At 66.7% G+C, this 24,688-nt stretch carries 30 protein-coding genes; 4 read left to right on the forward strand and 26 right to left on the reverse strand.

Annotation, left to right across the window (positions count from 1 at the left end; genetic code table 11):
* Positions 1–159 precede the first annotated feature (159 nt).
* Positions 160–984, forward strand: coding sequence for a KilA-N domain-containing protein (locus tag JOE48_RS09190; RefSeq protein ID WP_210029317.1), 825 nt, complete (start codon positions 160–162; stop codon positions 982–984).
* 132 nt (positions 985–1,116) lie between these two features.
* Positions 1,117–1,776, forward strand: coding sequence for a hypothetical protein (locus JOE48_RS09195; RefSeq protein WP_210029318.1), 660 nt, complete (start codon positions 1,117–1,119; stop codon positions 1,774–1,776).
* 918 nt (positions 1,777–2,694) lie between these two features.
* Here the strand turns inward: JOE48_RS09195 and JOE48_RS09200 are convergent.
* From JOE48_RS09200 to JOE48_RS09220, 5 genes are read right to left on the reverse strand one after another with little or no spacing between them, the layout of a single operon-like run.
* The gene (locus JOE48_RS09200; RefSeq protein WP_210029320.1) at positions 2,695–3,165 is read right to left on the reverse strand and encodes a hypothetical protein; all 471 of its coding nucleotides are present in this window, start codon (positions 3,163–3,165) and stop codon (positions 2,695–2,697) included.
* Positions 3,162–3,638: a hypothetical protein gene (locus JOE48_RS09205; RefSeq protein ID WP_210029322.1), complete on the reverse strand. Its 477-nt coding sequence runs from the start codon at positions 3,636–3,638 to the stop codon at positions 3,162–3,164. Before JOE48_RS09205 ends, JOE48_RS09200 begins: the two co-directional genes overlap by 4 nt.
* A 40-nt stretch (positions 3,639–3,678) precedes the next feature.
* The gene (locus JOE48_RS09210) at positions 3,679–4,212 is read right to left on the reverse strand and encodes a 3TM-type holin (protein ID WP_210029324.1); all 534 of its coding nucleotides are present in this window, start codon (positions 4,210–4,212) and stop codon (positions 3,679–3,681) included.
* A gap of 2 nt (positions 4,213–4,214) precedes the next feature.
* Entirely contained in the window at positions 4,215–4,571 is a 357-nt protein-coding gene (locus tag JOE48_RS09215) for a DUF6527 family protein (RefSeq protein WP_210029325.1), read from the reverse strand.
* A 1-nt stretch (position 4,572) separates the two neighbouring features.
* Positions 4,573–5,322, reverse strand: coding sequence for a hypothetical protein (locus JOE48_RS09220; RefSeq protein WP_210029326.1), 750 nt, complete (start codon positions 5,320–5,322; stop codon positions 4,573–4,575).
* Between the two features lie 194 nt (positions 5,323–5,516).
* Between JOE48_RS09220 and JOE48_RS09225 the strand changes: the two genes are divergently transcribed.
* Positions 5,517–5,714 carry a hypothetical protein gene (locus tag JOE48_RS09225; RefSeq protein ID WP_210029327.1) on the forward strand — a complete coding sequence of 66 codons (198 nt, stop codon included), beginning with the start codon at positions 5,517–5,519 and terminating at the stop codon, positions 5,712–5,714.
* Positions 5,715–5,795: 81 nt separating this feature from the next.
* Here JOE48_RS09225 and JOE48_RS09230 read toward each other — a convergent pair whose 3' ends face one another.
* The 7 genes from JOE48_RS09230 to JOE48_RS09260 all read right to left on the reverse strand — a co-directional run bounded on the left by JOE48_RS09230 (position 5,796) and on the right by JOE48_RS09260 (position 18,003).
* A complete protein-coding gene (locus JOE48_RS09230) occupies positions 5,796–6,254 on the reverse strand; it encodes a hypothetical protein (RefSeq protein WP_210029328.1) in 459 nt (152 codons plus the stop codon).
* On the reverse strand, positions 6,251–7,633 hold the full coding sequence (locus JOE48_RS09235; protein ID WP_210029329.1) for a hypothetical protein: 1,383 nt from the start codon (positions 7,631–7,633) through the stop codon (positions 6,251–6,253). The genes JOE48_RS09230 and JOE48_RS09235 overlap by 4 nt, the downstream gene beginning before the upstream one ends.
* Positions 7,633–8,430: a hypothetical protein gene (locus tag JOE48_RS09240; RefSeq protein WP_210029330.1), complete on the reverse strand. Its 798-nt coding sequence runs from the start codon at positions 8,428–8,430 to the stop codon at positions 7,633–7,635. Before JOE48_RS09240 ends, JOE48_RS09235 begins: the two co-directional genes overlap by 1 nt.
* On the reverse strand, positions 8,430–10,286 hold the full coding sequence (locus JOE48_RS09245; protein WP_210029331.1) for a hypothetical protein: 1,857 nt from the start codon (positions 10,284–10,286) through the stop codon (positions 8,430–8,432). Before JOE48_RS09245 ends, JOE48_RS09240 begins: the two co-directional genes overlap by 1 nt.
* Positions 10,283–11,155 (reverse strand): hypothetical protein, encoded by an 873-nt coding sequence (locus tag JOE48_RS09250; protein ID WP_210029333.1) that lies wholly within the window; start codon positions 11,153–11,155, stop codon positions 10,283–10,285. Before JOE48_RS09250 ends, JOE48_RS09245 begins: the two co-directional genes overlap by 4 nt.
* Positions 11,156–11,232: 77 nt before the next feature.
* On the reverse strand, positions 11,233–11,646 hold the full coding sequence (locus tag JOE48_RS09255) for a hypothetical protein (RefSeq protein ID WP_210029335.1): 414 nt from the start codon (positions 11,644–11,646) through the stop codon (positions 11,233–11,235).
* A 57-nt stretch (positions 11,647–11,703) separates the two neighbouring features.
* On the reverse strand, positions 11,704–18,003 hold the full coding sequence (locus JOE48_RS09260; protein ID WP_210029336.1) for a phage tail length tape measure family protein: 6,300 nt from the start codon (positions 18,001–18,003) through the stop codon (positions 11,704–11,706).
* Positions 18,004–18,025: 22 nt separating this feature from the next.
* Between JOE48_RS09260 and JOE48_RS09265 the strand changes: the two genes are divergently transcribed.
* Entirely contained in the window at positions 18,026–18,448 is a 423-nt protein-coding gene (locus JOE48_RS09265; RefSeq protein WP_210029337.1) for a hypothetical protein, read from the forward strand.
* A 10-nt stretch (positions 18,449–18,458) separates the two neighbouring features.
* Here JOE48_RS09265 and JOE48_RS09270 read toward each other — a convergent pair whose 3' ends face one another.
* From JOE48_RS09270 to JOE48_RS09320, 14 genes are all read right to left on the reverse strand, one after another.
* Positions 18,459–18,815 carry a hypothetical protein gene (locus JOE48_RS09270; RefSeq protein WP_210029338.1) on the reverse strand — a complete coding sequence of 119 codons (357 nt, stop codon included), beginning with the start codon at positions 18,813–18,815 and terminating at the stop codon, positions 18,459–18,461.
* 17 nt (positions 18,816–18,832) lie between these two features.
* Positions 18,833–19,261: a hypothetical protein gene (locus JOE48_RS09275; RefSeq protein ID WP_210029339.1), complete on the reverse strand. Its 429-nt coding sequence runs from the start codon at positions 19,259–19,261 to the stop codon at positions 18,833–18,835.
* Positions 19,262–19,381: 120 nt separating this feature from the next.
* Positions 19,382–19,861 carry a hypothetical protein gene (locus JOE48_RS09280; protein WP_210029340.1) on the reverse strand — a complete coding sequence of 160 codons (480 nt, stop codon included), beginning with the start codon at positions 19,859–19,861 and terminating at the stop codon, positions 19,382–19,384.
* Positions 19,862–19,953: 92 nt separating this feature from the next.
* Positions 19,954–20,376, reverse strand: coding sequence for a hypothetical protein (locus tag JOE48_RS09285; RefSeq protein ID WP_210029341.1), 423 nt, complete (start codon positions 20,374–20,376; stop codon positions 19,954–19,956).
* 4 nt (positions 20,377–20,380) lie between these two features.
* Positions 20,381–21,064, reverse strand: coding sequence for a hypothetical protein (locus JOE48_RS09290; RefSeq protein WP_210029342.1), 684 nt, complete (start codon positions 21,062–21,064; stop codon positions 20,381–20,383).
* Positions 21,064–21,717: a hypothetical protein gene (locus JOE48_RS09295; protein ID WP_210029343.1), complete on the reverse strand. Its 654-nt coding sequence runs from the start codon at positions 21,715–21,717 to the stop codon at positions 21,064–21,066. Before JOE48_RS09295 ends, JOE48_RS09290 begins: the two co-directional genes overlap by 1 nt.
* Positions 21,714–21,896, reverse strand: a complete 183-nt coding sequence (locus JOE48_RS30225) for a hypothetical protein (RefSeq protein ID WP_245252773.1) — start codon at positions 21,894–21,896, stop codon at positions 21,714–21,716. Before JOE48_RS30225 ends, JOE48_RS09295 begins: the two co-directional genes overlap by 4 nt.
* 134 nt (positions 21,897–22,030) lie before the next feature.
* Positions 22,031–22,240 (reverse strand): hypothetical protein, encoded by a 210-nt coding sequence (locus JOE48_RS30230; RefSeq protein WP_245252774.1) that lies wholly within the window; start codon positions 22,238–22,240, stop codon positions 22,031–22,033.
* A 66-nt stretch (positions 22,241–22,306) separates the two neighbouring features.
* On the reverse strand, positions 22,307–22,495 hold the full coding sequence (locus tag JOE48_RS30235) for a hypothetical protein (RefSeq protein ID WP_245252775.1): 189 nt from the start codon (positions 22,493–22,495) through the stop codon (positions 22,307–22,309).
* 9 nt (positions 22,496–22,504) lie between these two features.
* Entirely contained in the window at positions 22,505–22,771 is a 267-nt protein-coding gene (locus tag JOE48_RS30240) for a hypothetical protein (RefSeq protein WP_245252776.1), read from the reverse strand.
* 144 nt (positions 22,772–22,915) lie between these two features.
* The gene (locus JOE48_RS09305; RefSeq protein WP_210029345.1) at positions 22,916–23,347 is read right to left on the reverse strand and encodes a hypothetical protein; all 432 of its coding nucleotides are present in this window, start codon (positions 23,345–23,347) and stop codon (positions 22,916–22,918) included.
* A gap of 36 nt (positions 23,348–23,383) precedes the next feature.
* On the reverse strand, positions 23,384–23,992 hold the full coding sequence (locus tag JOE48_RS09310; protein WP_210029346.1) for a phage head-tail connector protein: 609 nt from the start codon (positions 23,990–23,992) through the stop codon (positions 23,384–23,386).
* 15 nt (positions 23,993–24,007) lie between these two features.
* Positions 24,008–24,175 (reverse strand): hypothetical protein, encoded by a 168-nt coding sequence (locus JOE48_RS09315; protein WP_210029347.1) that lies wholly within the window; start codon positions 24,173–24,175, stop codon positions 24,008–24,010.
* Positions 24,175–24,615, reverse strand: a complete 441-nt coding sequence (locus JOE48_RS09320) for a hypothetical protein (RefSeq protein WP_210029348.1) — start codon at positions 24,613–24,615, stop codon at positions 24,175–24,177. Before JOE48_RS09320 ends, JOE48_RS09315 begins: the two co-directional genes overlap by 1 nt.
* Between the last annotated feature and the right edge of the window lie 73 nt (positions 24,616–24,688).

The following is a 24,688-nucleotide window of genomic DNA, read 5'->3' on the forward strand; positions in this document are numbered from 1 at the left end:
AAACGAGAAAGCCGCCCGACGCGAGTCGAAGCGGCTTTCCGTTGAGAGGCCGGTCAAGAGACCCGGACCACCTCGGGCAACCGGATCTAAGCGCTGATCCGGAGGATGAGTCCAGACCCTTGGCCGGTGTCGTCAACACACGGTTAAGGACCTGTCACTGTGCAGCATCATCTTGATCTGATCCCCCATAAGACGGCCGGCGGCCTCGTCTGCCAGCGGCCGAGCGACGGCTACATCAACGCTACCGCGATGTGCCAGGCGACCGGGAAGCGGTGGAACCACTACGCGTCTAACGAGGGCACGAAGGCCTTCATCGCTGCGCTGGCGGCCGATACCGGAATCCCGGCCTCGGTGTTAGTTCAGTCACTTAGCGGCGGAACGCCCGAGCTGCAGGGCACTTGGGTGCACCCGCAGGTCGCCATCAATCTGGCCACTTGGTGCTCGCCGATCTTCGCGGTGCAGGTGAGCAAGTGGGTCCACGACTGGATGCGCGGCCACTCCGCGGTGCGGCCGACGCTGCCCTACCATCTGCGCCGCCATCTCGCGAACCATCCGAACGTTCCGGCTGGGCACTTCTCCATCTTGGTTGAGATGACGATCCTGCTGATCGCCCCGATGGAGGACATGGGCTACACGCTGCCCGAGCACCTGCTGCCCGACATCTCGCAGGGCCTCATGTTCTGCAAGTGGCTCCGCGACGAGTGGGGCATCGATACGGACGCGCTGCCTAAGTACCGGCACGACTTTGAGGATGGCCGCGTCGTGTGGCCCAAGGCCTACCCGGACGACATGCTGGCGGAGTTCCGCCGGCACTTCTGGACCGCGTGGCTGCCGCTGAAGTCCGAGGCCTACTTCGCCGGCCGCGACAGCAGGGCCCTGGAGTACCTGCCGCGTCTGCTCGCGAAAGCCGCGGCCGCCGGGCTACATGCTCCCGCGAAGCGCCTCCCGCCGCGGCCGATCCCGAAGAAGATGCGTCGGGCGTAGCACGCCTGTGGCCCGGGCGCCTGAGAAGTTCCCGGGCTGCTTCCTGAACGTCTCGAATTTTGTCGAACGGGCCATCCTATCAGCCCGTCCTCTTGGTCCCTCCCACTCCTTCACGCACATATTGCAACAGCTATGATTAGCGCGCTGTCCGACTATATATCCGCCGTTTGGCAGCATTGGACATTGATCTTAACGGGCGGACCACTACTTGCGGAACGGATTTGCAAGCAGTTTTGGACGGGGTACGAAGCTTACATCCGCAAGTTAATATCAAATCGGTTGCGGCTCGCGTTCGGTATAGTTCTCGCTATTGCAGGATTTATTTACGCGAATTTTCAGGCTTTCAACGATCAAAGAGATCTGCTTGTCGCGGCACAAAACAAATTGCAGTTGTTGTCGATAAAGGCAGCGCCGCCATACGCCAAAATGAGCCAAAACGATCTGGATGTCATCAGAACAAATTTTGAGAAATTAAATCCTCGACCGACAGCATTCGTATCATTTGTGACCGGCGATATTTCAATTTCTGCGCTTGCCAATCAATTTGCCGACTCTTTCAAGTCGGCGGGTCTGAAAGTTTATATGGGCATGGCGTGGGTCGATAGTGAAGATGATCGCGGTCTATATTTGACAATAAGAAATCACAAGAACCCGAACGTTAAGGATGCCGCAATAATAAACGCGTTTCGAGCAAGTGGAGTTGAATTCCAGATGGACGAATTGCCCAACGACGCCGGCTTCGATGGGGTAGATTTTAGCTTAATCATCGCGCCTCACGGACAAAAGCATTAACGCAGCTTTGCGCACGAAAAAGCCCGCGCCGGCGAACCGGGCGGGCTTCTCAGATCCATACCTCGGGGCCTGGCCGCGGCTGGATCCATGCGCATGATGCTGTGTGATAGTTAAAGAGATGCCCGCCACGGCGGACCGGGCGAGCATAGTTGGAGGACGCTCGTCTAGGGGTTGAGCGTCACGCGCGACGATATCACTGCCGAGCCCAAAGAAAAGCCCGCCTCAGCGCGAGCCGGGCGGGCGGAGTCTAGGGAGGCACGCCGGGATGGCTCCGAGGCGTGTAAGGAGATCGTCGCGCGGTACGGCTAACAAAAGAAAAACCCCGCGCGGCGGTGCCGGCGGGGCTGAAGAATGAGTACGCAGAGGATGGCGATCAGCGGCTACTTGTTCCCGCCACCGCCGCCGCCCTGAGGCGCCGCACGTTCCGGCTGATTTGCATTACCCGCAGACGAGGAGCTGTTTGATCGCGTGTCGGCCGGCTGTCCGGTCGGCGATCCTGTGACGGCACCTGGAGCACCAGTCGACCCCGCCTGGGGCGTGGCCACGCCCGGCGAGCTCGTCGGCGCACCTGGCGTTGCGGCCGGCGCCTGCGCGTAGGCTGAGCCAGCAAGGAGTGCAGACAGCGGCACGGCGGCCATAAGAGTGCGGTAGCGCATAAGAACCTCCCTAGTTGTTGAGCCGAGGAACGCACGCGCCATCGAAGAGGTTCAGATCGCACGAAAAAACCGCCTCGGCCGGAGCCGGGGCGGTTTGAGGTGGGTCTCGCCATGAGTGCTTGGTAGACCCACGACCGGAGGCGTGGTTCCGATCAGCCGGGCGGCGGATCCTTCGGCGCTGTCCGGTTGCCGAGGATCACCCCGGCCAGGAACGCGGCCAGCGCGATGACCAGGGTCATGTCCTGCGACGCGGGCGGGCAGGTCATGGAGAGGCCTGCTGGCCATCGTCCGCGATGTCGAACCGCAGCACCGTCTCTGGCCGCGTGATCGGCCAATAGTATTTCTGGAGCGGGTTGCACGAGTAGCTCGGGAGCGCCCGGTACTCCGCCGGACCGGGGCCGAAGTTAGCCGGCACGTCCTCCTCGAAGGTGATCGTGCGCGTGCCGAGCCCGAGCGGCGGATACTCGTAATCGACGTCCCGAAGAAACTCGCGCCGCGTGTGGCTGTCGTAGAGCACCCGGTCCACGTGTGCAGAGCAGATCCGGGAGTACCGGACGCGCTGCCGGATCACGAGCTTGTCGCCAGGTCGCACCCGAGGCGTGAGCACCTCAGACGATAGCACCTCAACAGGCATTGCTCGATCAGCGGCAAACCAAGCCAGCAGGCCGGCCGTCGAGATGATCGCAGAGCAGATCAGGCCGAGGCACGCGAAGCCGAAGATGCGCAGCGTCATTTGCCCAGCCCCCGGAACAGCGCGAAGGCGTCGAAGCCCGATTTGGCCAGCGCGACGACGCCGCCCACGAAGGCCACCGCCGTGCCGCAGACCCACATCAGAACGCGGGCGGCCGTGCGCGAGGAAGAGATGAACTCGACCGCGCCATCCAGCCGCTCGAGCTCGCGGCTGTTCTTCTCGGCGACCCACTTCACGGTCTCAGGCCGGAGCGCGATCAGGATCTCCAGCTTCGCGATGTCATCGGCGCTCAGCGTGGAGATCCAACTCTCCACATGTGGCTGGTGGCGCGGCGTTGGTGATTCCGCGCGACCACGCCCGTGAACGAAGCCTCCCTCCGGCACGAACGGACCTAGCTCGCACTCGTCCAGCGGGTCTGGATACATGGTCCGGACCCCACGCCGGGGCTGCTCGCGGTACTGAGCCTGGATCTCCCGCCACTCGTCGACCGTGTACCGTCGCTCTTCGGGAGCCATCGCTTCTCACGCAAATTGGAGATGGTGACCTGAGGCATGGTCAGCCTTTGGTGCCGCCGGGCATGGCCCCGGGCACGCCCTGGACGCGCTCGACCGTGCGCAGTCCGCCCAGGCCGAGAATGCCGGTCAGCACCACCATGAGGTCATTGATCGACAGGGTGGGAGCCGGCGGGATCGCGGCGCCAATCATCACGCCCGCGAGGTTCGTCGCCCAGGTCAGGACAGGAGCGAGGACGAACTGGTAGCCAAAGCCGGCGGCGCAGATCCAACCGACGGACGGCCGCCACCGCGCCGAGAACCGGTCGTTACCCTGTGCCTCCGCGAGGTTCACCGTGGACTGCGCCTTGGCGATCTCCATGGTTGCGTTGACGAGCGCCGTCTCCCTCAGGGTGAGCGCCTGCTCGATCTCGGCCTGGGCGGCGGCCTTCGCGTTCGGGTCCGGCACGAGCCGGTCGACCAGCACCTTCGCGGTATCTGCGATGGTTGGGAGCGCCGCTCCGATCGCGGGCCCGATGCCGCCGGTGAGCGCACCGCCGATGATGGAGCCGATCGCTCCGCCGATTCCACTGGCCATGATCAGTCCTCGCTCGCAGTTAGGGGAACGGTCTGCCCGGCGAGCGCGTGGGTGCAGTCGCCGAGGAACTGGATCTGGCCGTCGGTCACGAAGGAGTGGCAGACGCGCTCGACCTTGCGCTGAGGCCATGGCGCCCGCCGCCACTCAGCGATGTTCTCCGGAGTGACAGGCGGATCCGACCAGGTGCCCCTTATGAGGACGGAGGGCGTGAACGTCGGCCGCTCATGATTCTGGTTGAAGCCCCAGCACGGCAGGCCGCCGTCAGGCACCACGCGCACCACGTGCATGTCGTTGCATCCGGGGCAGTGGAAGCCGAGGCACCCGCCCTCAAGCGTGCGCAGAACGCCTATACGGGCCATGTCAGGCGTCCTTCCGAGGGTAGGCGGCGCGCAGCCGCGCGGCGATCCTGGCCAGCAGGCCGGGCTCCGGCTTGGTGATGCCGCCATTGTCGGGCGGAGGCGGATCCGCAGCGCGGCGCGGCGCGGGCGCCACGAGCGGGCTGGCCGGTGCGGGCGACGCGATCGCCGCCGGCGTCTTGATCGGCGTGGCGGGCGGCGCCCCGAGGGCAACGGCGACCGAGTTGGTGGCAAAGGCTCGGGTGAGTGCCGCCTCGACCGCCTCGGGCTTCACCAGCGCCTTGTTGAGCCCGTCGCCAGCATAGTAGCTCTGGCCGCGCGCGAGCGACCGGCTGGCACCCTTGCACGCCTCCAGCACAGGGAACGAGGCCCATTCCTGCGCGATGGCCAAGCCGAACGCCGCCCGGGTCATCTTCCCGGCCATGAACTTGTCGTAGCCGCGCCGCTGGAGGAGCTTCAGGGCGAGCCGATCCTGGAAGTCCGGCGTGAACCGGTCCGTGCCCATCAGGACCATCTCCTTCCGGAGGTCCTGGAGCGTCGCGGTCATGAACTGGTAGCGGCCGCACGCCGACGAGCCGAACGTCTTGGTCCGGCGCGGGCCGTCCGCGATCACCTCCGCCAGCGTCATGCTGGTGAGCGGCTTCGGCATCTGCGCCATCTTGTTGGCGTAGACGGTGTCATAGCCCTTCGGCGCCTCGAAACCCGCGATGAAGTCGAGCAGAAGCGCCGCGCCCGCGGGCACGGTTCGGTCCATGGTGATCCTCACAATTTCAAAGAGCGGTGAAGGCGATCAGCTGCGCACCAGCAGCACTTCGAGGTCTCACGGCTCGCCGATCGCGAACGAGTCGATCGCGGAGGCGTTATTGGGTTGAGCGACCCGGGTGCATTCGTTCGACGACCTCGCCCCGGGCGCTACCTGAGCGAACACGTGGATCGAAGGAGAGCGACATGGCTTGGCGCATCACCCACGCAGACCCCGTCCAGCTCACGCACGAGGGCCTCGTCACCGACGAGTGCGGGTCCCGGCAGGAGGCGATCAAACTGGCTCGCGCGGCGTTGGCGCGAGGAGAGCACGTGCTCGGCGTGCGTGGTCCCGACGGCGAGTTCCTATCCGAGGACGAGATCGTGCGAGCTGCAGCCGACTGATGCCACTGCACTCACTGAGATCCTGAAGCAGCCGCCGAACCTCGACCCTACATCGGCCTGACCGCAATCGTCAGGCCGAGATCAGCCCGCGACCTGAGCGATCTGGTCGGCAGCGACGAACACCGCGTCGATGTGCGCGTCGTCCATGTCGAACTGGCTGGCGAGCGTGGCGATGAAGGCGCTCTGCCGCGAGGCGAAGTTGCCCATCGTCCAGGCGAAGAAGACCGGTGGGTTGCTGGCCTCCATTGAGAGAATTTGGGCGTTGATCGCGTCGTACACGCCGGCCTGCTTGAGGGCGGCCTGAGCCGCCCACATCGGCACCTGCGAGGGCACGCCGGGCTGGGTCGGCTCTGCGGCCGCGTCGACCTTTTGTCCGTCCTTCAACGCCTCGCGCACGGCGGCAGCGAGCGGTCCATCCTCGCCGGTGTCGAGCACGACCATCGTGGTCGGGCCCGGGAAGCCCCCGAAGGTCTCGCCGTCCGGGATCGTGACTTCGACCTGCTTCGTGTTGCCCGGGGTGTGGTAGCGCAAACCGATCACGTCAAAGCCCTCCGCACGTTCACTCTTAGGGTCGGTTTCGCGGTGTCGGTGATCGAGGCGTAGGTGAAGTAGGCGCCGTTACCCGACGGATTGCGCCCGATCACCCCGATGGTGTGCAGCGCTTCGGACAAGCCGGTCCACGCCGCTCCGATCGAAACCGGGCTGTAGGTGCTGTCGTTGCCACCGTTGGAGCCCACGCCGCGGTCGCCCACGGGTGAGCCGTCCAGAACGAAGGCTGTGGCGAAGTTCACGGTGGTGGGTGAGCTGCCGACGCCGGACGCCGTGAACGCCGCCTCGATGGTATCTCCAGCCCAGAGCAGGAGCGACGCGACGAGGCTGGCCGGGATCGTGCCGCCATCATAGGCCGAGCCGCCCGTGCCGACGAACGAGTTGGGCGCCACCAACTGGACCATCTGGCCCGGGTCGTTGAACCACGAGCGGGTCTGCGCGAGGGAGAACGCCGGGCCTGCGATCGGCACGGTCTGCAAGTAGAGCGTGCGCGAGGCGTCGCCGTTCTTCAAAGCCATGCCCGTCGCTGGGTCGACGACGTAGCCCGTGGTCGACGTTTCAGCCGCGAGGGCCGTACCGTTCCAGTAGAGATAGCCGTAAACGCGGGTGCCGACGGTCAATCCGGTCGGCGCCAGCGGGACGCCAGCCGTCGGGATCGTGCGCAGGACGCCGCCGACCATCACCACGTTGCCGCGGAACGGCTTGAACAGCAGATTGCCACCGGAGAGGGTGACGGTTCCGCACGACGTGCCCGGGTTGAGGATCCCGCTGCCGTCGGCGCGCTGATAGTGCCGGATCCGCCAGTTGCCGTTCGCGTCCGACGTGGCCAGCGCGGTATCGCCGGCGGCCGTGACGATGCTCTGGCCGCCCGGCAGGATAAGCGCGGTGGCGTCGTAGGTGAGCGTGCAGGCTCCCGTGAACCGCAGCAGCTTCTCAGCGTGCGCCCGGGTGCCGAAGCTGGTGATCGCCGTGGTGCCGGTGATCGCGATCTTGCGGCTGTTCTGCGCGCCGAGATCCACGGTGGCGGCCGAGGCGACGGAGGCCTCCGAGATCGCGAAGTCGGCGATGCGGTCGGCCAGCGTGCCGGGGAGGTCGATGAACACCTCCTTGGTGCCGGCAGCGAACGGGACCAGGGCGTCGCCGTTCGAACTGGACAGCACCGTAGTCCGCTTCAGCGTCGTCGCCGCGGTGAGCGTGCCGATGCCCACCTCCCACTGCGTGCCGAGCACGATGGCGTAGAAGGTGATGTCGCCGGTGCTCAGCCTCGACGAGAAGGCGAGGAAGCCGTTCACGGCGCCGGCAAGCGTGATGTCGCCAGTGCCCTCCGTGGTCGTCGTCTCCTTGACGCGGTCAGCGAGCTTCAGGGCCATCACAGTCGCTCCGAGATCTTGTAGGCTTTGGCGTAGGCCGGCATGCCCGCAATCCAGGTGGCCGGCTGCGTGATCGGATCGAGGTCGTCGAGCAGGCCCCAGATCGAGTCCCGTCCGAGGTTCGGGCTCGCGGGATTGGTGACCAAGAGCACATCGACGCGCTGGCCATTCAGCCGGTCGACGTCATCGACGAAGCTCAGGCGCTGCGCTTCGGTGATCACCTCGAAAGACAGGCTCACCGTGCGGAAGGAGACGTTCGGGTCGACGTATGTCTGGCCGCCGCGGCTCTGCGTGCGCTTCGACAGGTCGACGTAGCCGCGGCCCCAACCGAAGCCGAAGTTGTAGGCGAACTGCCAGCGCCGCCCGACGAACAGCCGACCGGCCTCGATGTACGTGGCGCCGGGCTGCTCCAGATCGATCCGGACGTAGCGCGCCTGCACCAGCACCGGCAGCAGGTGGACCAGCATGCCGTATCGCGGATCCACCGCGCCGGTGATCGGTCCGCTGTCGTAGGCCTCGGCCATCAGCGCCGAAGTGTCCGTGGCCGAGGCCCGCACCCGGATCGTGCCGGCGGCGGTCAGGGTCAGGCCCATGATTGCGACCGTGTCGACGTCGTGCACGTCGCCGAGGTCGACGGTCAGGTACTCCGAGGGGTTGTTGTCGCCACGCCACTTGCGGGCGACGTGCGGGTTCTGCAGCCGGGCCGGCGGCGCGAGCTGGCTGGCGCTTGAGGCGCGGACGATCCCGCCGTCCGCGAGGTTCGCGTAGGCGATGGCTGCATTCCAGGGGCGGGTCATCAACCGAATCCGATGATCTCGACGGTCTCGGCGTCCGTGTCGTCGGTCAGCGAGACGATGCGCAGGAGGCGGCCCGCCTTCAGATCCCACCGCGGGAAGGTCACGAACACGCACTCGCCGATCTCGTGGGCGAACGGGTGGATCTTCACTGTCATGCGGTAGAGCGACTGGACCGGGCCGAAGAGGTTGAGCAGGCGGTCCGCCTCGGCCTGCGCGTCGGCCTGGTCGCGGAAGTAGGCCTGAATCGGGTCCGGATCCTGCGCCAGCGGATGGTTGCGCTGGACCCGCTGGCCGGTGACCGCATCCGAGGTGGCGAGGCTGTAGCTCTCCTTCAGGCGGGCGACCCGGTCGTCGGTCACGCCCGCCTGCCCGGCCACGTCGGTCTGCTGCGTCCAGTTCCGCCCCCAGGCGACGCGGAAGCGGTAGGGCGGCGGCGAGAGCTGATCGGGCAGCTTCTGTCGGTCGATGTCCACGATGTCGATGCGGTCGTAGGAGGCCGCGGGCTGGCCCCTCGGTGGTGTGAAGATCGCCACCTCAAGGCGGCCATTCCGGCGCATCCCGGCCCAGCCGCCGACCGCGCCCATCAAGTCGGCCACCGCATCGATCACCTTGGTGTCGGCCGAGCCGTCGAGCCAGTAGCCGATGACGGCCGGCTGCACGCGCTCGACCTCGGCGAAGGTCGGCACCGAGAGACCGGTCGGATCCGGCACCTTCGAGCCGATCGCCAGAAGCCGGCGCACGATGCTGGCCGTGGTGTTCACGTAGACGCCGCCGGTCTTGTCACCGCGCACGTCACAGGTGACGGCCCCGACCGGGGAGCCGCCGAGGCGGATGAGGCCGGCAGCGAGGCAGGTGCCGTATTCGCCCGCTTCGACGTCCGCGCCGCTGCCGGCGCCGCCTGTCGTCGCGGAGAACAGCGCCTCCGCCGTCGGGAAATCCCGAGCGAAGGTGAGGAGCACGGCGCGATCGTAGACCGCCGTGACCGCCTCCATGGGCCCACTGTTGACTTGGTAGATCAGCAGGTTCGGCACCAGCGTGACCGGGGTTACGTTCGCGCATTCACCCAGCGCGAGCGGCAGGCGCTTGCCCTTCAGATCCTCGGTCCCGTCCATGCCGCCCGAGCCGCCATAGATCTTCGGCTGCGCCGGCAACTCCATCTGGTAGGAGTTGTCCCGGATCTGGATGCGGAGGAGCGCCTCCTCGACCTGCCAGTCGGCCGCCGTGCCGTCGAACAGGGTCTGGTAGTTCGCGTAGGGCGAATCCTTGATCCCGACCTTCACCGTGATGCGGCGGCCATCGACCGAGTATTTCGAGATCAGCTCGTCGTAATCGCCCTCGGCGTTGATCAGGGTCATCTCGCCCCAGCCGGCGGTGACCTGTCCGATCCGCCCGCCGTTGATGATTGAGCGGTCGAACCGCATCACCTGCTGCACGGTCCCCAGGAACGGGGTGCTCGCCGGGGTGTCGCTGGGCTGCGTGATGAACTCGTCCGTCGCGGCGTAGATGCGGACGTTCGGATCCAGGCTCGCCAGCGACGTCGCGGTGAGCACCGCGCCGCCGTGCGCCGTGTAGACGCCATTCCCGCGCAGGGTCGACGTCGCCTTGAATCGGCCTGACCCGACCAACCGCATCCGGGCGGAGAGGCTCGCAGAGGCCGTACCCTGGAGCGCAGCCGATCCGGTGCGGATGCGCCGGCCGGCCGCCGATGCGGAGGACTGTGCCGCGATGGAGGCGCTGCCTTGACGGGCTCGCACGCCATTGCCGCGCAGGGTTGCCGAGGCGGAGAAGATCGCGCCGTAGGAACCGCTGTCCGCCGAGGAGATCGGCGCGACGCTGAGAGGTCCGAAGCCCATCATGCCGCGTTACGATCCGACATAGGATAGGCCGAGATCTCCAACGCCCAGACGAGGCGGATGCGAGGATCGAGGAACAGATCCTGGAAGCCGCCCGTGCCCGTCATCCGCGCCGACGACGAGATGTTGAACCTGCCGCCCTCGTAGCGAATGCGGAACGGCTGCAGGCTCGCGTTCGCCGCAGCAGCCAGCGTGGCCCCGCCGAACTTGAGGATGGCGCCGGTTCCGACCAGCGACGCGGTCGCGCGGGCGGCGCCCGAGAACTGAATGATCCGACCACCGCGACCATAGGCGGACGAGGTGATCGCGAAGGACGCGGACCCGGGCCGGATGCGCAGCGCCGAGAGTTGCACGGCGGCTGCGGCCGATAACAAGGCGGCGCCGTACCGCCGGCGCACGGAGTCCGCAGACAGGGTCGAGATGCCGACGAAGGCGGCCGGCGAGTTGCGAACCCGGGTCGGCTTGAGGCTCGCTGCTGCCAGCGCGCTGAGGCTGGTCGCGCCCTGGATGATCCGCGTCGCGACAAGGCTGGTCGAGGCGAAGCTTGAAAAGGTCGCGGCGCCAAACCGGACGCGCACGCTCGCGCCGCTGAGGGTGGCCGATCCGGACAGAGCCGCAGCGCCGAATGCGAGGCGCAGGCCGGCCATGGTCGCCGTGGCCGCGGCAGAGAAGCTGGCCGCCGCCTTGATGACGCGCCCACCGTTGGCGGACAGCGAACCGCTCGCCAGGAACGAACCGGACCCAACGGTGATGACGTTGGCGCGCTGGGTCGCCGTCGCCGTTCCCTGCAGGGTGGACCCGCCGCGGCGCACGAGCACCGCGGCCAGGGACGCGGTCGCGCTCGCCGTGAACGAGCCAGCCCCGGTCTGCACTGTCCCGACGTTCGGTCGGGCAGAGATCGGGGTCTGCGATAGGGGCGAGAAGCCGAGCACGGTGGCGCGTCAGTCGATCAGTCAAGCGACGCGGCAAGCTGACCGGGCGAGACCACATACTGGTCCCCGGCTAGGATCTGCCGGGTCGTGTTGGTCGGCGCCTTCATCAGCATGTTACCGCCGGTCGGCGCGTCGAAGATGCCGAAGAAGGCGATGTTGCCCCAATCGGCGCCGGCCACCGGGAAGTTGATCGCCGCGCTGTTCGAGCTGCTGCCGGCCGTCGGATCGGCCGCCGTCATGCTCGCGGTGATCGCCATCCGCGTGTAAGCGGTCCCGCCCGTGGTCGGGATCTCGCTGGTGGCCGAGCCGGTATCGGTCGGGTCCGCGGTGAGCAGGCCCAGGTACACCGTCGTCGGCATCGTGTAGGCGGCTTTGCCGAGAAGGTGATCGAGCAGCTTCTTCTCGGCGTAGTCGGTCAGTGCTCCGGCCATGGGTCAGCGTCCTCTCAGCGAAGGTAGGGTTGGCTTCAGGGTGAAGGGGTGGGCCGGTCAGGCGGCCTTGGTGCCCGCGGTGCGGGGTCGGCTGGCGTCCTGCCGCCGATCGGTGTTGCCCTTGCGGGTCTCGGCCTTGTGATCGTCCACGCCCTCGCGGACGTGGCGGGCGCCGGCAGCGGTGGTGCTGGCCACCATCCGGCTATCCTCACGGTTTTCGCTCCGCAGGGCCGTGACCTCTTCGCGGAGGGCCCGCAACTCGGCCAGCATCGCATCGCTGCCGCCCATGCCAGCCGAGACCGGCATCGGCATGGCCAGCGCCGGCATCGTGAAGCGGTTGTCGTTCATCGCCTCCAGCCACGGGCCGTAGACCCGCGCCGAGGCCGCGTTCACGACGAACTCGCCGTTCGACACGCGCGCCGCGATGCTATCCGACGTTCCGGTGCCTGGGCCGCTGATCCAGCCGCCGGTGGCATAGGTCACCGCGCCATTCTTAGCGTTGGCGCTGCGCAGGTTATTCAGCATCAGCGATTGGACGTTGTAGGTGTTCCCATAGTAATCGCCCTGCGCCGCCATGAATGCATTGGTGCGCGCGGTGTTTTGCTGCACGAATGAATTCTGATCGTTGATGGAGGCGTTGAGGTTCACAAGCTGCTGCTGAAGCTGGACCTGGGACGACGACAGGCCGTTGATGCTGTCGAGCAGTTGGTTCTGTCCCGACAGGATCGCGTTCTGCTGGGCCAGGATGTTGCTCTGGCCAGCCGTGATGTCGTTGTTCACCGCGACGGTGTTGTTCGTAGCCGCCGCGTTGGCGCTGGTGGCCGCGGCGTTGCTGTTGGTCGCAGCGGTGTACTGCTCGACGCGGAACGACGAGGCGTTCGCAGCCTCCAGCTTGCTGATCTGGCCATCGCCGTTCGCGTCGATCGCGTTGAAGATCTGCCGGGCCTGGATCTGCTCGGATGAGGTCGCGAGCGGCCCGAGGCCGGCCAAGAACTCGTTGAAGTCTAGCAGGCCGTTCACCGAGGTGTCGAGCATCGCGAAGTTGGCGTACAGCGCCGCCGCGACCAGCCCTGGGCTGTTGGCCTGGAGACCGGCGTAGAGCTGCGCCTGCATCGCCTGCGTCGCCGTCACGACTGCGACCTTGCTGTCCGTGATCGCGTTGACGATGAACTGCTCGGCCGAGATCTGCGTCGGCAGGGCCGCAAGCGTCTGCTGCACCTGCTGGAAGGTGGCCTGATAGGCGCTGCTTGAGGCGTTGTAGGCCTTGCTCGCGTCCAGCAGCGCCGAGGCATACTGCGTGATGTTGTCGAGCGCGGTCCGGTCGCCACCCTGCGCCAGGGCGAGCTGCGCGCTGTACTGCGCCTGAGCTTCGGCAAGGCGGTCCTTCGGCGCGAGCGGCGAATCCGTCCCCGTCTTCAGCCCGTCGAGGAACGTCTTGATGTTCTTGGCGAAGGCGTCGAACGCGGTCTGAGCCGCGTCCATCTGCTGCTTCAGAGCATCGGCGGCCTGCTTCCCGTAATCGGAGATGATCTTCAGCCGCTCGGCGGCCTGGGTCTGCTCCAGTTCGGCCAATGCCTCGCCGCCGGCCTTGATCTCGTCCTCGCGCTCTTGGAGCGCCTGCCGGTTGTAGGCGTCGAGTTGGCCGCCCAGCGTGGTCGAGTCGTTCGTGGCGGTGAAGTACCGGTCCGCGTAGCCCTTCAGCCGGGCGTTGAGCGCGTCCGTCGCCTGCTTGGCGAAGTCGTTGATGATCTTGAGGCGCTCGGCGCCCTGCGCCTGCTCCAGATCAGCGATAGCATCGCCGCCGGCCTTGACCTCCTCGACTCGCTCCTGGGTTGCCTTGCGGTCGTATTCGGCAAGTTGCCCGGCCAAGGTCGTCGTGTCGTTCGTCGCGGCGAAGGTGCGATCCTGGAAGGTGAGCTGGCGCTCCTTCACCGCCGCATTGTAGTCGGCGATCAGCTTGTTCCGCTCAAGCACCTGGGTCGCGATCAGGTCGTCGAGCGCTTGGCCGCCCTTGGCCATCTCGGTCCACTGGTCCCATTCGGCGGTGCGGTCGAAGGCGGTCAGCTTGGTCGACAGGCTGTCGTCGCTGAAGTTCACCGCGAAGGCGCGATCCTCGTACCCGCGCTTGCGGTCCTGGATCTCGGACAGGGCCTGAGCCGCAGCCTTGGCGGCCTGATCCGCGCTCATCGAGGCGGTTTCGGAATACTCGTGGACCTTGCCCTGGAGCTCCGGAAATTTGGCGATCAGGTCGTTGAAGGCGCTCCCGACAAGCTGGCTGCCGTCGACCAGCTTCTGCGCAGCCGCCGTGAAGTAGGTGTCCACCGCCCCGAGATCGCCGCCTACCGACGTCGCGTCCGCCCGCAGGCCCGCGACTTCCTTGATGAGGTCCGCGGCGTCGTTCAGGTACGACTTGTTCTGGGCGTCGTTGATCTTCCGGCCGAGATCGTCGTTGAACTTGTCCTTCAGGGCGTCGAGCGCCTTGATGGTGCGGTCGTTGATGATCTTCGCGGTATCGTCTGCGGAGAACCCGAGATCCTTCAGCACCTGGTTGAGGCCGGCCGCGGTGCCTTGGATCCGGGATAGCTCGGTCTCGGTCGAGGAGAGCTCCTTCGGCGCGTCGAGTTGGCTGAGCGCGTCTTCGACCGCAGCCTCACGGGCCCGCGCGATGGCATCGCTGCTGCCGAGCCGGCCGGAATCCGCCACGAAGCCCTTGATCGCCTCGCCCAACTGCTGGACCTGGGACAGCGCCTGCGCGAACGGACCGCTGGTGCCGAAGCCGGCTCGGACCTCCTTCAGCGTGCCCTCGAAGCCATCGGCGAACACCGCCGTCATCCGGGCCACATAGGTCTGGTAGTCCTTCATCAGCTTGTCGGCGAGCGCCTGATCGCCGCCTTCGCTGGCCGTCTTTGCTGCCTGCCTTAGCTGCGCCTCGGCATCAGCGATCTGCTTGCCGACGTTGCCGATTGAGCCGCCCTCGAACATGAGGGCAAGCTGCTCGATCTGCGGACGAGCCTGCTCCAGCGCCTCGCGCCGGGCCTGGAGCTCCTGCTGCAGCTTCTTCTTGGCTTCCTTTTTGGCCTGGGACTCACCGAAGATGCCGCCGATCAGACCCGCCGCGCCACCGACCAGCGCGCCCGGGACATTGCCTACCGCGAACCCGGCCGCCGCGCCGCCGAGCGCGCCAATCAGGGGCGACTGCGACTGATAGCCGATCGAGCCGCCGATGCCGGCCGCAGCGAGGCCCTGTCCCAGGCCCCCCATAGCGAACCCGCCGTTGGAGGCGCCGCTCTTGTTGCCGCCGAACAGGCTCTTCAGCCCCGAGAAGATGCCTTCCTCGGATCCGGTCGAGATGGCCTTCTCCAGCTTCTGGCCGTCGAACAGGTTCTGCAAATTCGAGAAGAAGCTGCTAGTGCCGCCGCCCTTACCGTCGAGCCCACCGCTGATGAGCGGCTGGATGATGTTCTGCTCCAGCACCCGTGAGCCGATCCGCGAGAAGCCCTTTGAGAAGCTGTCTGCGAACGAGGCGAAGCTCTTTTTGCCGCTCGAGGTCAGGTCGTCGAAGATCCCACCGATCGCCGAGGAGATATCCTGCGCGAGCCGGGTGTACTGGTCCTTGGCGTAGGTGACGTCAGCCTTCAGCTTCTCCTGATTGATGTAGGCGATGCTCTCGGGCGCCGTGATGCTGATGCCCTGACGCTTGAGGCTCTGCTCGGCCTGAAGCTGGGCGATCGCGATGGCGCGGTCCCGGTTATTCGCGCCGAGGAGCTCGCCCTCCTTCGTGAGCATGTCGATCTGGCGCTTGGTCTCCTCCGACATGGAGAGAACCTGCGCGCGCTTGTCCGCGTCGAGTTGCGCTTCCGTGGCAGCGGTGAGCTCCTTCAGGCGCGCCGTGAGGGCGACTCTCTCGTCGCCGGTGGCGGCGTCGATCTCGCGCTGAAGCTGAGCCTGCTGGTTGTAGAGCTGCACCTGACGCGCCGCGTCGGCGGATACGAGCTTACCCGAGGCCACAGCATCGTTCGCGCGCTGCTGTGCGCCTGCGCTATCCCGCGCGCTCCGAATGTCGGCAGCCCGCTGCGCATTCAGCGTGGCGATCTGCTCGGACAGGATCTTCTTGGTCCGGGTCTCGACGTCGGACTGCGAGATGGTGCCGTTCGCCGCCTCGGTCTCGGCCTGCCGCTTGGCGCGCAGGAACTCGATTGAGTTGCCCTGCTTCACGGTCGCCTCAGCAAGCTGGTTGCTGGTCTTGGCCGACTCGTCCGTGGCCCGGTTCGCGTTCACCGTTGCCTGGGTGGATTCGGCCATGGACCGCTTGTAGGCCTCTGCCGCCTCGCGCGAGCGCTTGGTGCCGGACTCCGCGGTGCCGAAGGCGTTGGCCAGCACCGTCGCGCTCTGAGCCGCTGCCCTCTGCTCGGGCGTCACCGCCTGAATCGTCTGCAGGCCAGCGGCGAGCACCTTTCGGGCCTTCTCCGCCTCGATGCCGGCGGCGCCGTTCGCGAGCGCATAGGCCTTGATGCCGGCAGAGTAGCCGGCCAGGGACTCCTTGGCCGCGTTGTACTGGTCGACCGGGATCTTCACGCCGGCAGCCTGCTGCGCCTCGAAGGCGTTCACCGCCTTGTTCGCGGTCGCGTAGCCGTCCTGCAAATCCTTCAGGGACCGGACCGGCGCCGAGATTGAGGTCACCACCTTGTCGTTGGCGTCCGCGTTCGCACGGACCGCCACGGCGTTCTTCTGAGCAACGGCGGTCTGCTCGCCGAGGGCGGTAGTCAGCCTCCGGATCTTGGAGTCGATGGCGCTCGTGTCCGCCGGTTGGCCGCTCGCCTCGCCGATAGCGACGGCGTTCTTCCGCGCGGCGTTAAGCTGGTCGATCTGCTGCTGGAGCGGCGCGCCGTTGAAGCTCTGAGACACGGCCTTGCCGAACGACTCGGCCGCGTTCTTGAACGTCTGGTCGGCGCGCTGGAGGATCGACTGCAGGCCGGTCGCCTTCGACGACGCCTTGTCGAAGGCCTCGCCGAACCGCTCGACCACAAGCTGCTGGGCCTTGAGGTCGTCACCGTTGCGGATCGCCTCCCGAACGGTCTTCTCAAACTCGGAATCGAAGTTACCGGCCTTCTTGGCGAGATCCTCGAATCCACCGCCACCGAGGTTGCTGAGCGCGCCGGCGATGAACTTCGCAGCGTCGCCCACGTCCTGCTTGGACGCCTTGGCGAAATCGTCGGCTGCGGTGATCCCCTTGGCGAACACCTCACCGTAGACCTTGCCGCCATCGAGGAAGGCCTTCTCGATGTCTCGGGCGGCCGAGACCGTGATGGTGGACGAGCGGGATGCCTTCTCGGCGAGCGCCTGGATCTGATCAGCGGTCAGGCCGGCGCCTTGCCCCGAACCGAGCAGCGCCAACTGCACGTCGCGCTGCGCCTTGGCGAAGTTATTGGCCGCGATCGCCGCCAGGCCGAGGCCGACCGCCAGCGCGCCGAACACACCGACCAGCGGGTTGATCGCCAGCAGCCGATCCGCGATGCCCTTCAGCGCGCCGCCGACGCCGCCTTGCCCGGACTGCAGGATCTGGAAGATCTGGCCGCCCTGCTGGGCGAGCGTCTGGAACGGCGAGATGCCGGACGCGAGCGACGTGACGACGTCATTCACCTGATAGGAGAGGTTCTGCCAGGCGTAGGCGTTGAGGCCGACACCTTTCGCGAGGCGCGCATTCGCATCCTCGGATTTCTGGATCTCGATCCGCTGGTTGTTGTAGCGGTTGGTGGCGAAGTCGACTGCCTTGGCAGCCTGCTGCTGCGTGAGCGCCCCAAGCTTCTCAGCCTCCGAAATGGCAGCAACCTCGGCCCGGTACTGCTGCTGCGCGGCGAACAGCGGATCGAAACGAGCCTGGAGCTCGTCGAGCGACTTGCCGTAGGCCTCAATGTCCTTCGCGCGCGCGGCCGCGTTGAAGTCGTCGGCCACCCCGACGCTGAAGTTGATGCTGCTCTGCGCTCCGGAAGCCTGCGCCAATTGCTGGATGGTGGCCGCGGCATTCAGCGTCTGCTGGCTAACCAGCGCCAGCTTCGCGCTGACGGCGTCCTGTGCCCGGGCGAAAGCGTCAGTTCCGGAAAGCCCCTGCGAACGGGCCCGGTCCAGCACCTGCTGCGCGCGAGCGAGATCCTGAAGCGCACGGTACTCTTGGTCGTACTTCCGGGCGGTCGCGTCGAGCTGCCGCTGCGCGCTGATCTGGGCCTTCGACAGGTTGTCCGTCTTGACCACGACGTTGTCGATCGCGGCGCCGACCTGCCCCATGGCACGGACGGCATCCTGATCGCCCTCGGTCGTGGCGACAATCCGGACTTCCTGGATCGTGTCGAGATCGGCCATCGGATCTCCTCAGGTTGTCGCCTTGACCCGTCGCGCCTATGTGCGCGCCGTTGGTCAGGAGGCGGGAATGCGATTTCAGGGTTCAGTTTTGGCCGGGCTGCTTTTGCTTGGCCCGGCCAGCGCGCAGGAGGCGGCACAACCGACGAAACTGACCCCGAAGCAGATTGAGGCGGTGAAGAAGGGTGTCCGACAGAGCCTCAGAGATCCCGACAGCGCGCGCTTTGATAGGCCATTCATCGCCGCAAGAGACTCAGCCGGCATTCTCAAAGTCTGCGGCTTTGTGAATGCCAAGAACACCTACGGCGGGTACGCGGGAGACACCGCGTTCGTCGGCACGATGTTCAAGAACAACACGATTTTCCTGCCCAATAGCATCACCGGCTCTGACAGCGGGCAGTACGCCACCAGAGCCGTCTGTGCGAAGGAAGGCATCGTCTTGGATTGAGGCTGCCTGCTTAGGCGTTCGCCGGCTTCTTGCCGTAGACCGCCTTGGCTCTGGCCTTCAGGATACTCATCACGCTCCGGACGCCGGCGATGTCATCCGCTGCGGCAACCGTGTCCGGCTCCTGTTCCCGATCCTTGTCCTTCGAGTTGAGGATCGGCAGGACGGTGGAGTCGATCCGCTTGATGAGCTCGACCTCCCACGGCGTGAGACGCGCCCCTGTGAGCGCGTCCCAGGCCGCGATCTCGCCGAACGTGATCGGGTTGAGACCGAAGCCGTTGTTGCCCCGGGTGCCGGCCAAAGCACAGAAGCCGTTCCAGACGTGCTCCAAGGCGAACGGCACGGAAAGACCCTTGTCCTTCCGCGCCACCTGCTCCGCGTAGGCGATCAGGTCGCCGGCTGCGTCTTCAAAAAATTGGCACGCTTCTCCTGGAAGGCGACCGCCTGCTCCAGGGCCCACGGCCAGGTCTTGTACATGGCGCGCACGTTGTCCGCGTTGAACGGCTGGTCCACGCCGCCCCAACGGATGCCGCTCCAGTCGGTCGTGGTGGCCACCAGCCGGTTGAGCTGATCCTCCTCGAGCGCCGCGGAGGTGAGCGCCACGCGACCGCCGCGCTCGGCCTGCCGCGCCATCCGGCGATCGGCCGCGCGCCGCTCGGCGTGCTTGTAGGCCTTGCTGTCCTGGCCGAGCAGGGTCAGCGTGACGGGGGTGACGCCGTCGGCCTGCAGAAGCACCTCGTCGGTGCCCGGGTGGCGAAGCTCCATCTTCACGCCAGCGTCGGCCGAAGCGATGGTGTCGAGATCGTCGAGATCCATGTCGAAATTCCTGGTTTCGGGATTGCCGGGATTCGGGTGGTGGGGCGTGGCGCTCCCGACGAACGCCACGCCCCTCACGCACAGGCCGCCGAGGGGGCGAGCAGCCGTGCGTGAACTGGATCAGGCGATGTTGCCGAGCTCCTCGAAGATCTCGGAGTTGATGCCGATGTCGAAGGTCCGGCGCAGGACGTTGTCCGTGGTGCCGACGTTCTTCTTCTTGCCCATCACGAGGCCGGCGAAATACTCGACCGTGTTGGGATCGCCGTCGATCGGAGCGTCCGGGGTCTCCATCCGGAAGGCGTAGTTCGAAGACGAAGCCTCCGCGTCGATCAGCGCGAGCTGACCGGGGTCGCCCTGGACGAGGCCGACCTTGAGCGACAGGGTGCCGGCATCGCGCACGCCCTTCGCCTTCTCCTTGCGGCCGCGGCCGACCTCGGAGAATTCGACGGAGCCGGACGAGTCGCCGAACTCACCGTAGTCCTCGACCTTCTTGATCTCGACCCAACCGGTCAGGGCCTTCAGGCTGGTGAGGGTGACGACGTCCGGATCGACTGCCGGGCCGATCCAGATGCGAGTTCCTGAGGCGGTTTTGATCGCCATGACAGGTGTCCTTTTCGATTGTCACGGCTGCCCATGCCGCAGAAGGGTTCGCACCGGCGCGCGCTGGGCTGCGCGGCCATCTCAGTCCCTCGTCAATCCTCGTCGGGATCGTCGAAGTGATAGAGGTACGGAACGACGACAGAGGTCTTTACTTGATTGACCTCGTTGTTATCGTCGTTGATCAGCGGCGATGTCGGTGTCAGAAACTCGACGCCATTGATCTTCTTCGCCCGGAAGAGCGCGGCGAGTTGCTCGCCGATTTCAAGCGGCCAGTCGATGCCGCCGCCCGCTTCCGAGAAAATGACGATCCGTGCTGCGCCTTCCTCGACGAAGCTGCGGCTGTGCGTCGTGCGCTCGCCATTCGCGACTGGAAACTGCACGAACAGGTACGGGCTCGGAGCGGCCGGGATCTGTCCGTCGCCGTAGGGATAGACGATGTCCGGCTTGCCTCCGGACACGGGGGTCCAATCGGTGAGCACCTGCTTCACCGTCGCGACGACGTGCTTCTTGGCCATGGCGTCAGCGCATCGTGATGATGATGGCGGGCTGGCGTGTATCGCGCTCCCGCTTGATCAGCTCGTGAGCGGTGGCGCGTCCGTATCGCTGGCGCAGCTCGGTCTTGCCCACGTTGTAGACGATCGCGCCCTCTTGGAAGGAGCGGTAGCCGAACTGGATCCGAGCGAGATTGCCGAACCGGCGCTGGGCCAGGGCCGCGACCACCTCGTAGACACCTTCCGGCGCCTGCGAAGACAGCCCTCGCTCAATCTTTCGCGCGTAGGGCACCGTCGAGAGGAACACGAACACGTCGCCCTCGCCGGGCGCAGCAGGATCAGCCTGCTCGCCGTCTGCGAAGAAGATGTGGCTCTTGCTGTATTCCGGACTCTTCGGCGTATCGCCCACCGGCGAGTGGATGATGAGCTGCTCCTCGACCCACTCGAACAGGTCGGTGGCGAAGTTGAAGCGGAAGACGATCTCACCGCGGTCGGGGTTTACCGATTCCAGCGGCGCGCCCGACCTGCCGTCCACGAAGGTGCTGTGCTGCGGCGTCCGGCCAAGCACGCGAGTGTTCACCTCCTCCGCATCAGCGAGCGCGCGCCGAGCCACGCCGGCGATCAGCTTCTGCCGTGCCTGCGGGGCGAGTGCGCGCTGCACGGCGATCGTCAGCTCCCGGGCGAGCGGCTTCAGGCGGGTGGCGCGGGCCATCAGCCCCGAACCGTGCAGTCGTAGGCGAGAAGCTCGCCGGCCACTCGGTGGGTATTGTCGTCGATCGCCTTCAGGGTCCGCTGCACGCCGTTCACGAAGACGACGTCGGTGCTGCTGACCTTGAACGGTAGCGGGAATCCACCGGCGACCACGTCCTTCGCCAGCATGATGACCCGGCTGTCGCCCTGCGTGATGCCGCCGATCAGCTCGGATGGCGCATAGCCCGTCACGATGGCTCTGACGTCGATCTGGGCGTCATACGTCGGCGGGACGCTGTTCGGCTTACGCCGTCGCAACGAGACCACCTCGCCGCGGCGATCGATCTCCCGCGCGTAGAGGTCAGCCGTCGGCGCCGATTCGATCTCGAGGTGAACGTCGTCCGCGTTGACCGCTGAGGCCTTGCGGATGGTGATCGTGAAAACGTCGCCGTCAAGCTCGCACCGATCTCCCACCTTCAGTCCGCGGGTCAGATCGCAAGAGCGCACCGTAAGTCGCCCGCCGCGCCCCTGGAGCGTCACACCCACGATGCTCACCGTGACCGCCCGCTCGTATTCGAGCCGTCCCCACTGAACGTCGCTGATCGCCCCGTACGTGCCTGCGGAGCGCCGCAGGAACTGGACGCGCTGGTTGAGGGTCCCGGCTGCCGCGATCATCGGTTTACCGCGTAGACAGCCACGGGGATGGAGTAGGAGCCGCCAATTCCGATGGCCGGCACGCTCAGCACCACCTTCATCGTGTTCGCCGCGGTCGGCAGCGCGTGGTGCACGGCATAGCCATCCGGGAAGGTGCCGGGAGCCGTCGGGTAGACCTCAAGCACGTCGGTGGTCAGCACGCCCGAGCAGGTGATTCCGGTCTTCGTCCGGATGCCGGAGGAGATCGAGATCAGCGTCGTCTCGCCGATCGTGGCGTTGCAGATGAACTGCGCCGCCTTCGGTCCGGCGGGACCGGTCGCACCCGTGGCTCCGGTCAGACCTTGGGGGCCTTGCGAACCGGTGGCGCCTTGGGGGCCGGTTTGACCGGTCGCACCGACTGCGCCGGCGGGGCCCTGCGCTCCCGTTTCGCCTTTCGCACCGGCTGCTCCTGCGGGTCCAGCAGGGCCTGCAGGTCCAGTGCTGCCCTGTGCGCCTGCGGGACCGGTGGGTCCAGCCGGGCCAGTTGCACCAGCAGGGCCGACATCGCCCTGCGCACCTTTGGCGCCGGTCGCGCCGGTTGATCCTGTGACACCTGTTTCCCCCTTTGCGCCTACCGGTCCTTGGGGTCCGGTATCACCATGAGCGCCAGCAGGACCGACAGGACCAGCAGGACCGAGCCCACCGGCAGCGCCCGGCGCTCCGGCTGGCCCAATGCTACCAACAGGCCCGGCAGGGCCAATGCTGCCAGCGTCACCACGAGGCCCAGCCGGGCCAGTGTCGCCCTTCGCTCCTGCCGCACCGGTCGCTCCTACAGCACCCGCAGGCCCTGCCGGGCCACGGTCTCCGGGATTCCCCTGCGGACCAGCCGCGCCGTCCTTGCCGGAGCTTCCCGCCGGGCCCGCTGGGCCGGCGTCTCCGCGCGCGCCGGGGGCACCAGCAGGTCCAGCCACACCATCGACGCCGTCGCGGCCAGGAGGCCCAGCCGGACCGACAGGTCCAGGGCGACCGTCTGCGCCTGGAGCGCCTGCTGCGCCCACATCGCCAGCGGGTCCGCGGTCGCCGGGCTGTCCTGCATTACCGCGGTCTCCTTGAGGCCCGGGCGGTCCAGCGGGACCGGCTGGCCCCTGCATGGACTTGAGGCTGTAGCCGATGGATCGTGCATCGGCTGGAATCGGCGCCGCGAGCGCGAGACACAGCGCCAAGGAGAGCAGCGCGCGCATCAGCCGCCGCTCCGGCCGTAGTGCATCTCGGGCGTACACGTGTAGCCCGGTGTGCCCATCGTCATCGCCGAGATGAAGGTGGGGTGGCTCGTCCCCATCGTAGCTTCGGTGCGGGCAAGATAGATCATGCCCTTGTCTTCGGTGACCTGCTCGGTCGGATCGTTGGTGCCCAACAGCCGCACATCCACGTCGCACGGGATGGCAACGCGGTACGTCGTGGCGCCGGCCGGCAGGGTCACGGGGAAGGTCTTGGGCGTCGGGCCGATGTCCTTCAGCCGAATCGGATCGCGATGCAGCCGGGCGAACGGCATCGTCATCGCCGGCAGCGGATTGTCGACCGAGTAGCTGTTCGACGGCCCCTGGTAGGGGATCGTCTGTGCCATCATGAAGGGCACCAGCAGGACGGCGAGGATGGCGTGCCATGACCTCATCGTGTTCCTCCCGATCGGATGGCCGAAGCCGCGCCGTTACGAGTGGTCGGGGCTGACGCGCAGGCGCCCCGCAAGCGCCTTCAGGCCGAACTCGACCTGGCGCGAGATCGTGGTGCCGCCCTGCGCAGTGTTCAGCGTGGCCTCGCGGTTCACGTACCAGTGCCCGACGAGGAGCAGGATCGACTGCTTCAGCGACATCGGGACGGCGTCGGCGCTGGCATGTCCCGCGCTGAAAGCGATCCGGTAGGCACGGGGCCCGGCCGGATCTACGGACGCGGCCAGTAGCCGTGCCACGACAGCGAAATTGTTCTCGGTCGCGGTGACGAAAGTGCCAGCCGGAGCCGCCTCATAGGCGCCGTCGACCAAGCTGGCCACGGCCACAGCATCGACATCCTCGACCGGCCGCAGCGGCAGCTCGGCAGTCGAGTTGATGGCCGGGAGAAACAGCTCGAATTGCTCGGCGAGGAGGCAGTAGCCGTTGAGCCACCCATCCGGACCGTGAAGGAAGTCGAAGCCGGTGACGATGAGATCCTGAATCAGGTCGTCCTCGTCGGCGTGGCGGACGCGGAGGTGCGCCTTCGCCTTCTCCAGCGTGACGACCTCGAGCTTCGCCTCAGGCGTCAGCGGATCGGAGATGCGGCGCACGTCCACGTCGTCGCCTCACTTCGTCTCGTAGCCGCGGCCGGTGGCCGGCCGAGCCATCTTGTCGGCGGGCGGGCGCGTGAGCGTCTTCGGCCGCTGGCGGTCGGCGCGGTAGCGCTCGATCTCGGCGTCCGACGAGCGGGTCTGGCGCGGGGTCTCCGCGCCATCCTTGTGATCGCCGGCCATCAGCGGGTGACGGTCTGCTGCGTGGTCAGGGCGTTCGGTCCGGTCCCCGCCACCTGACGCCGGGCGAGCTCGTCCGCGATCACCTTGTCGGCCTGATCGGCGGTGAGGCTCGCATCGCTGCCGGCGATCTTCTTCGCCAGCGCGATCCGCTGAAGGTGATGGTCGTCGTTCCAGGCAGTCGGGATCTCGATTGCCGCCTTCCGCTCGACATCCGGATCCGTCGAGGCCCGCTGCTGCTGCTGCGCCGGGGCAGCGTTCAGCTTCGCGGTCGGCTCGGCCAGCCCGTCGTTGTACCAGCGGAGCGCCGTGTAGGGCTCGGCGCCGCGAATATCTCCGACGCGCTCGGTGATGGTCGGCACGAGAAACGACATCGGCACCAGGCCGGTATCGGGGTTCTTGAGCTTCTCGAAATCGTCGACCGTGGCCACGTTCTTTGCCATGTCCGTCGTCCTCTAAGTGCGGTGCTCGGCGAAGACGTCGCCGCGGCGTGCCGCGCGCCAGCCGTAGCCAGCG

Source organism: Methylobacterium sp. PvR107 (assembly GCF_017833295.1).
GTDB lineage: Bacteria > Pseudomonadota > Alphaproteobacteria > Rhizobiales > Beijerinckiaceae > Methylobacterium.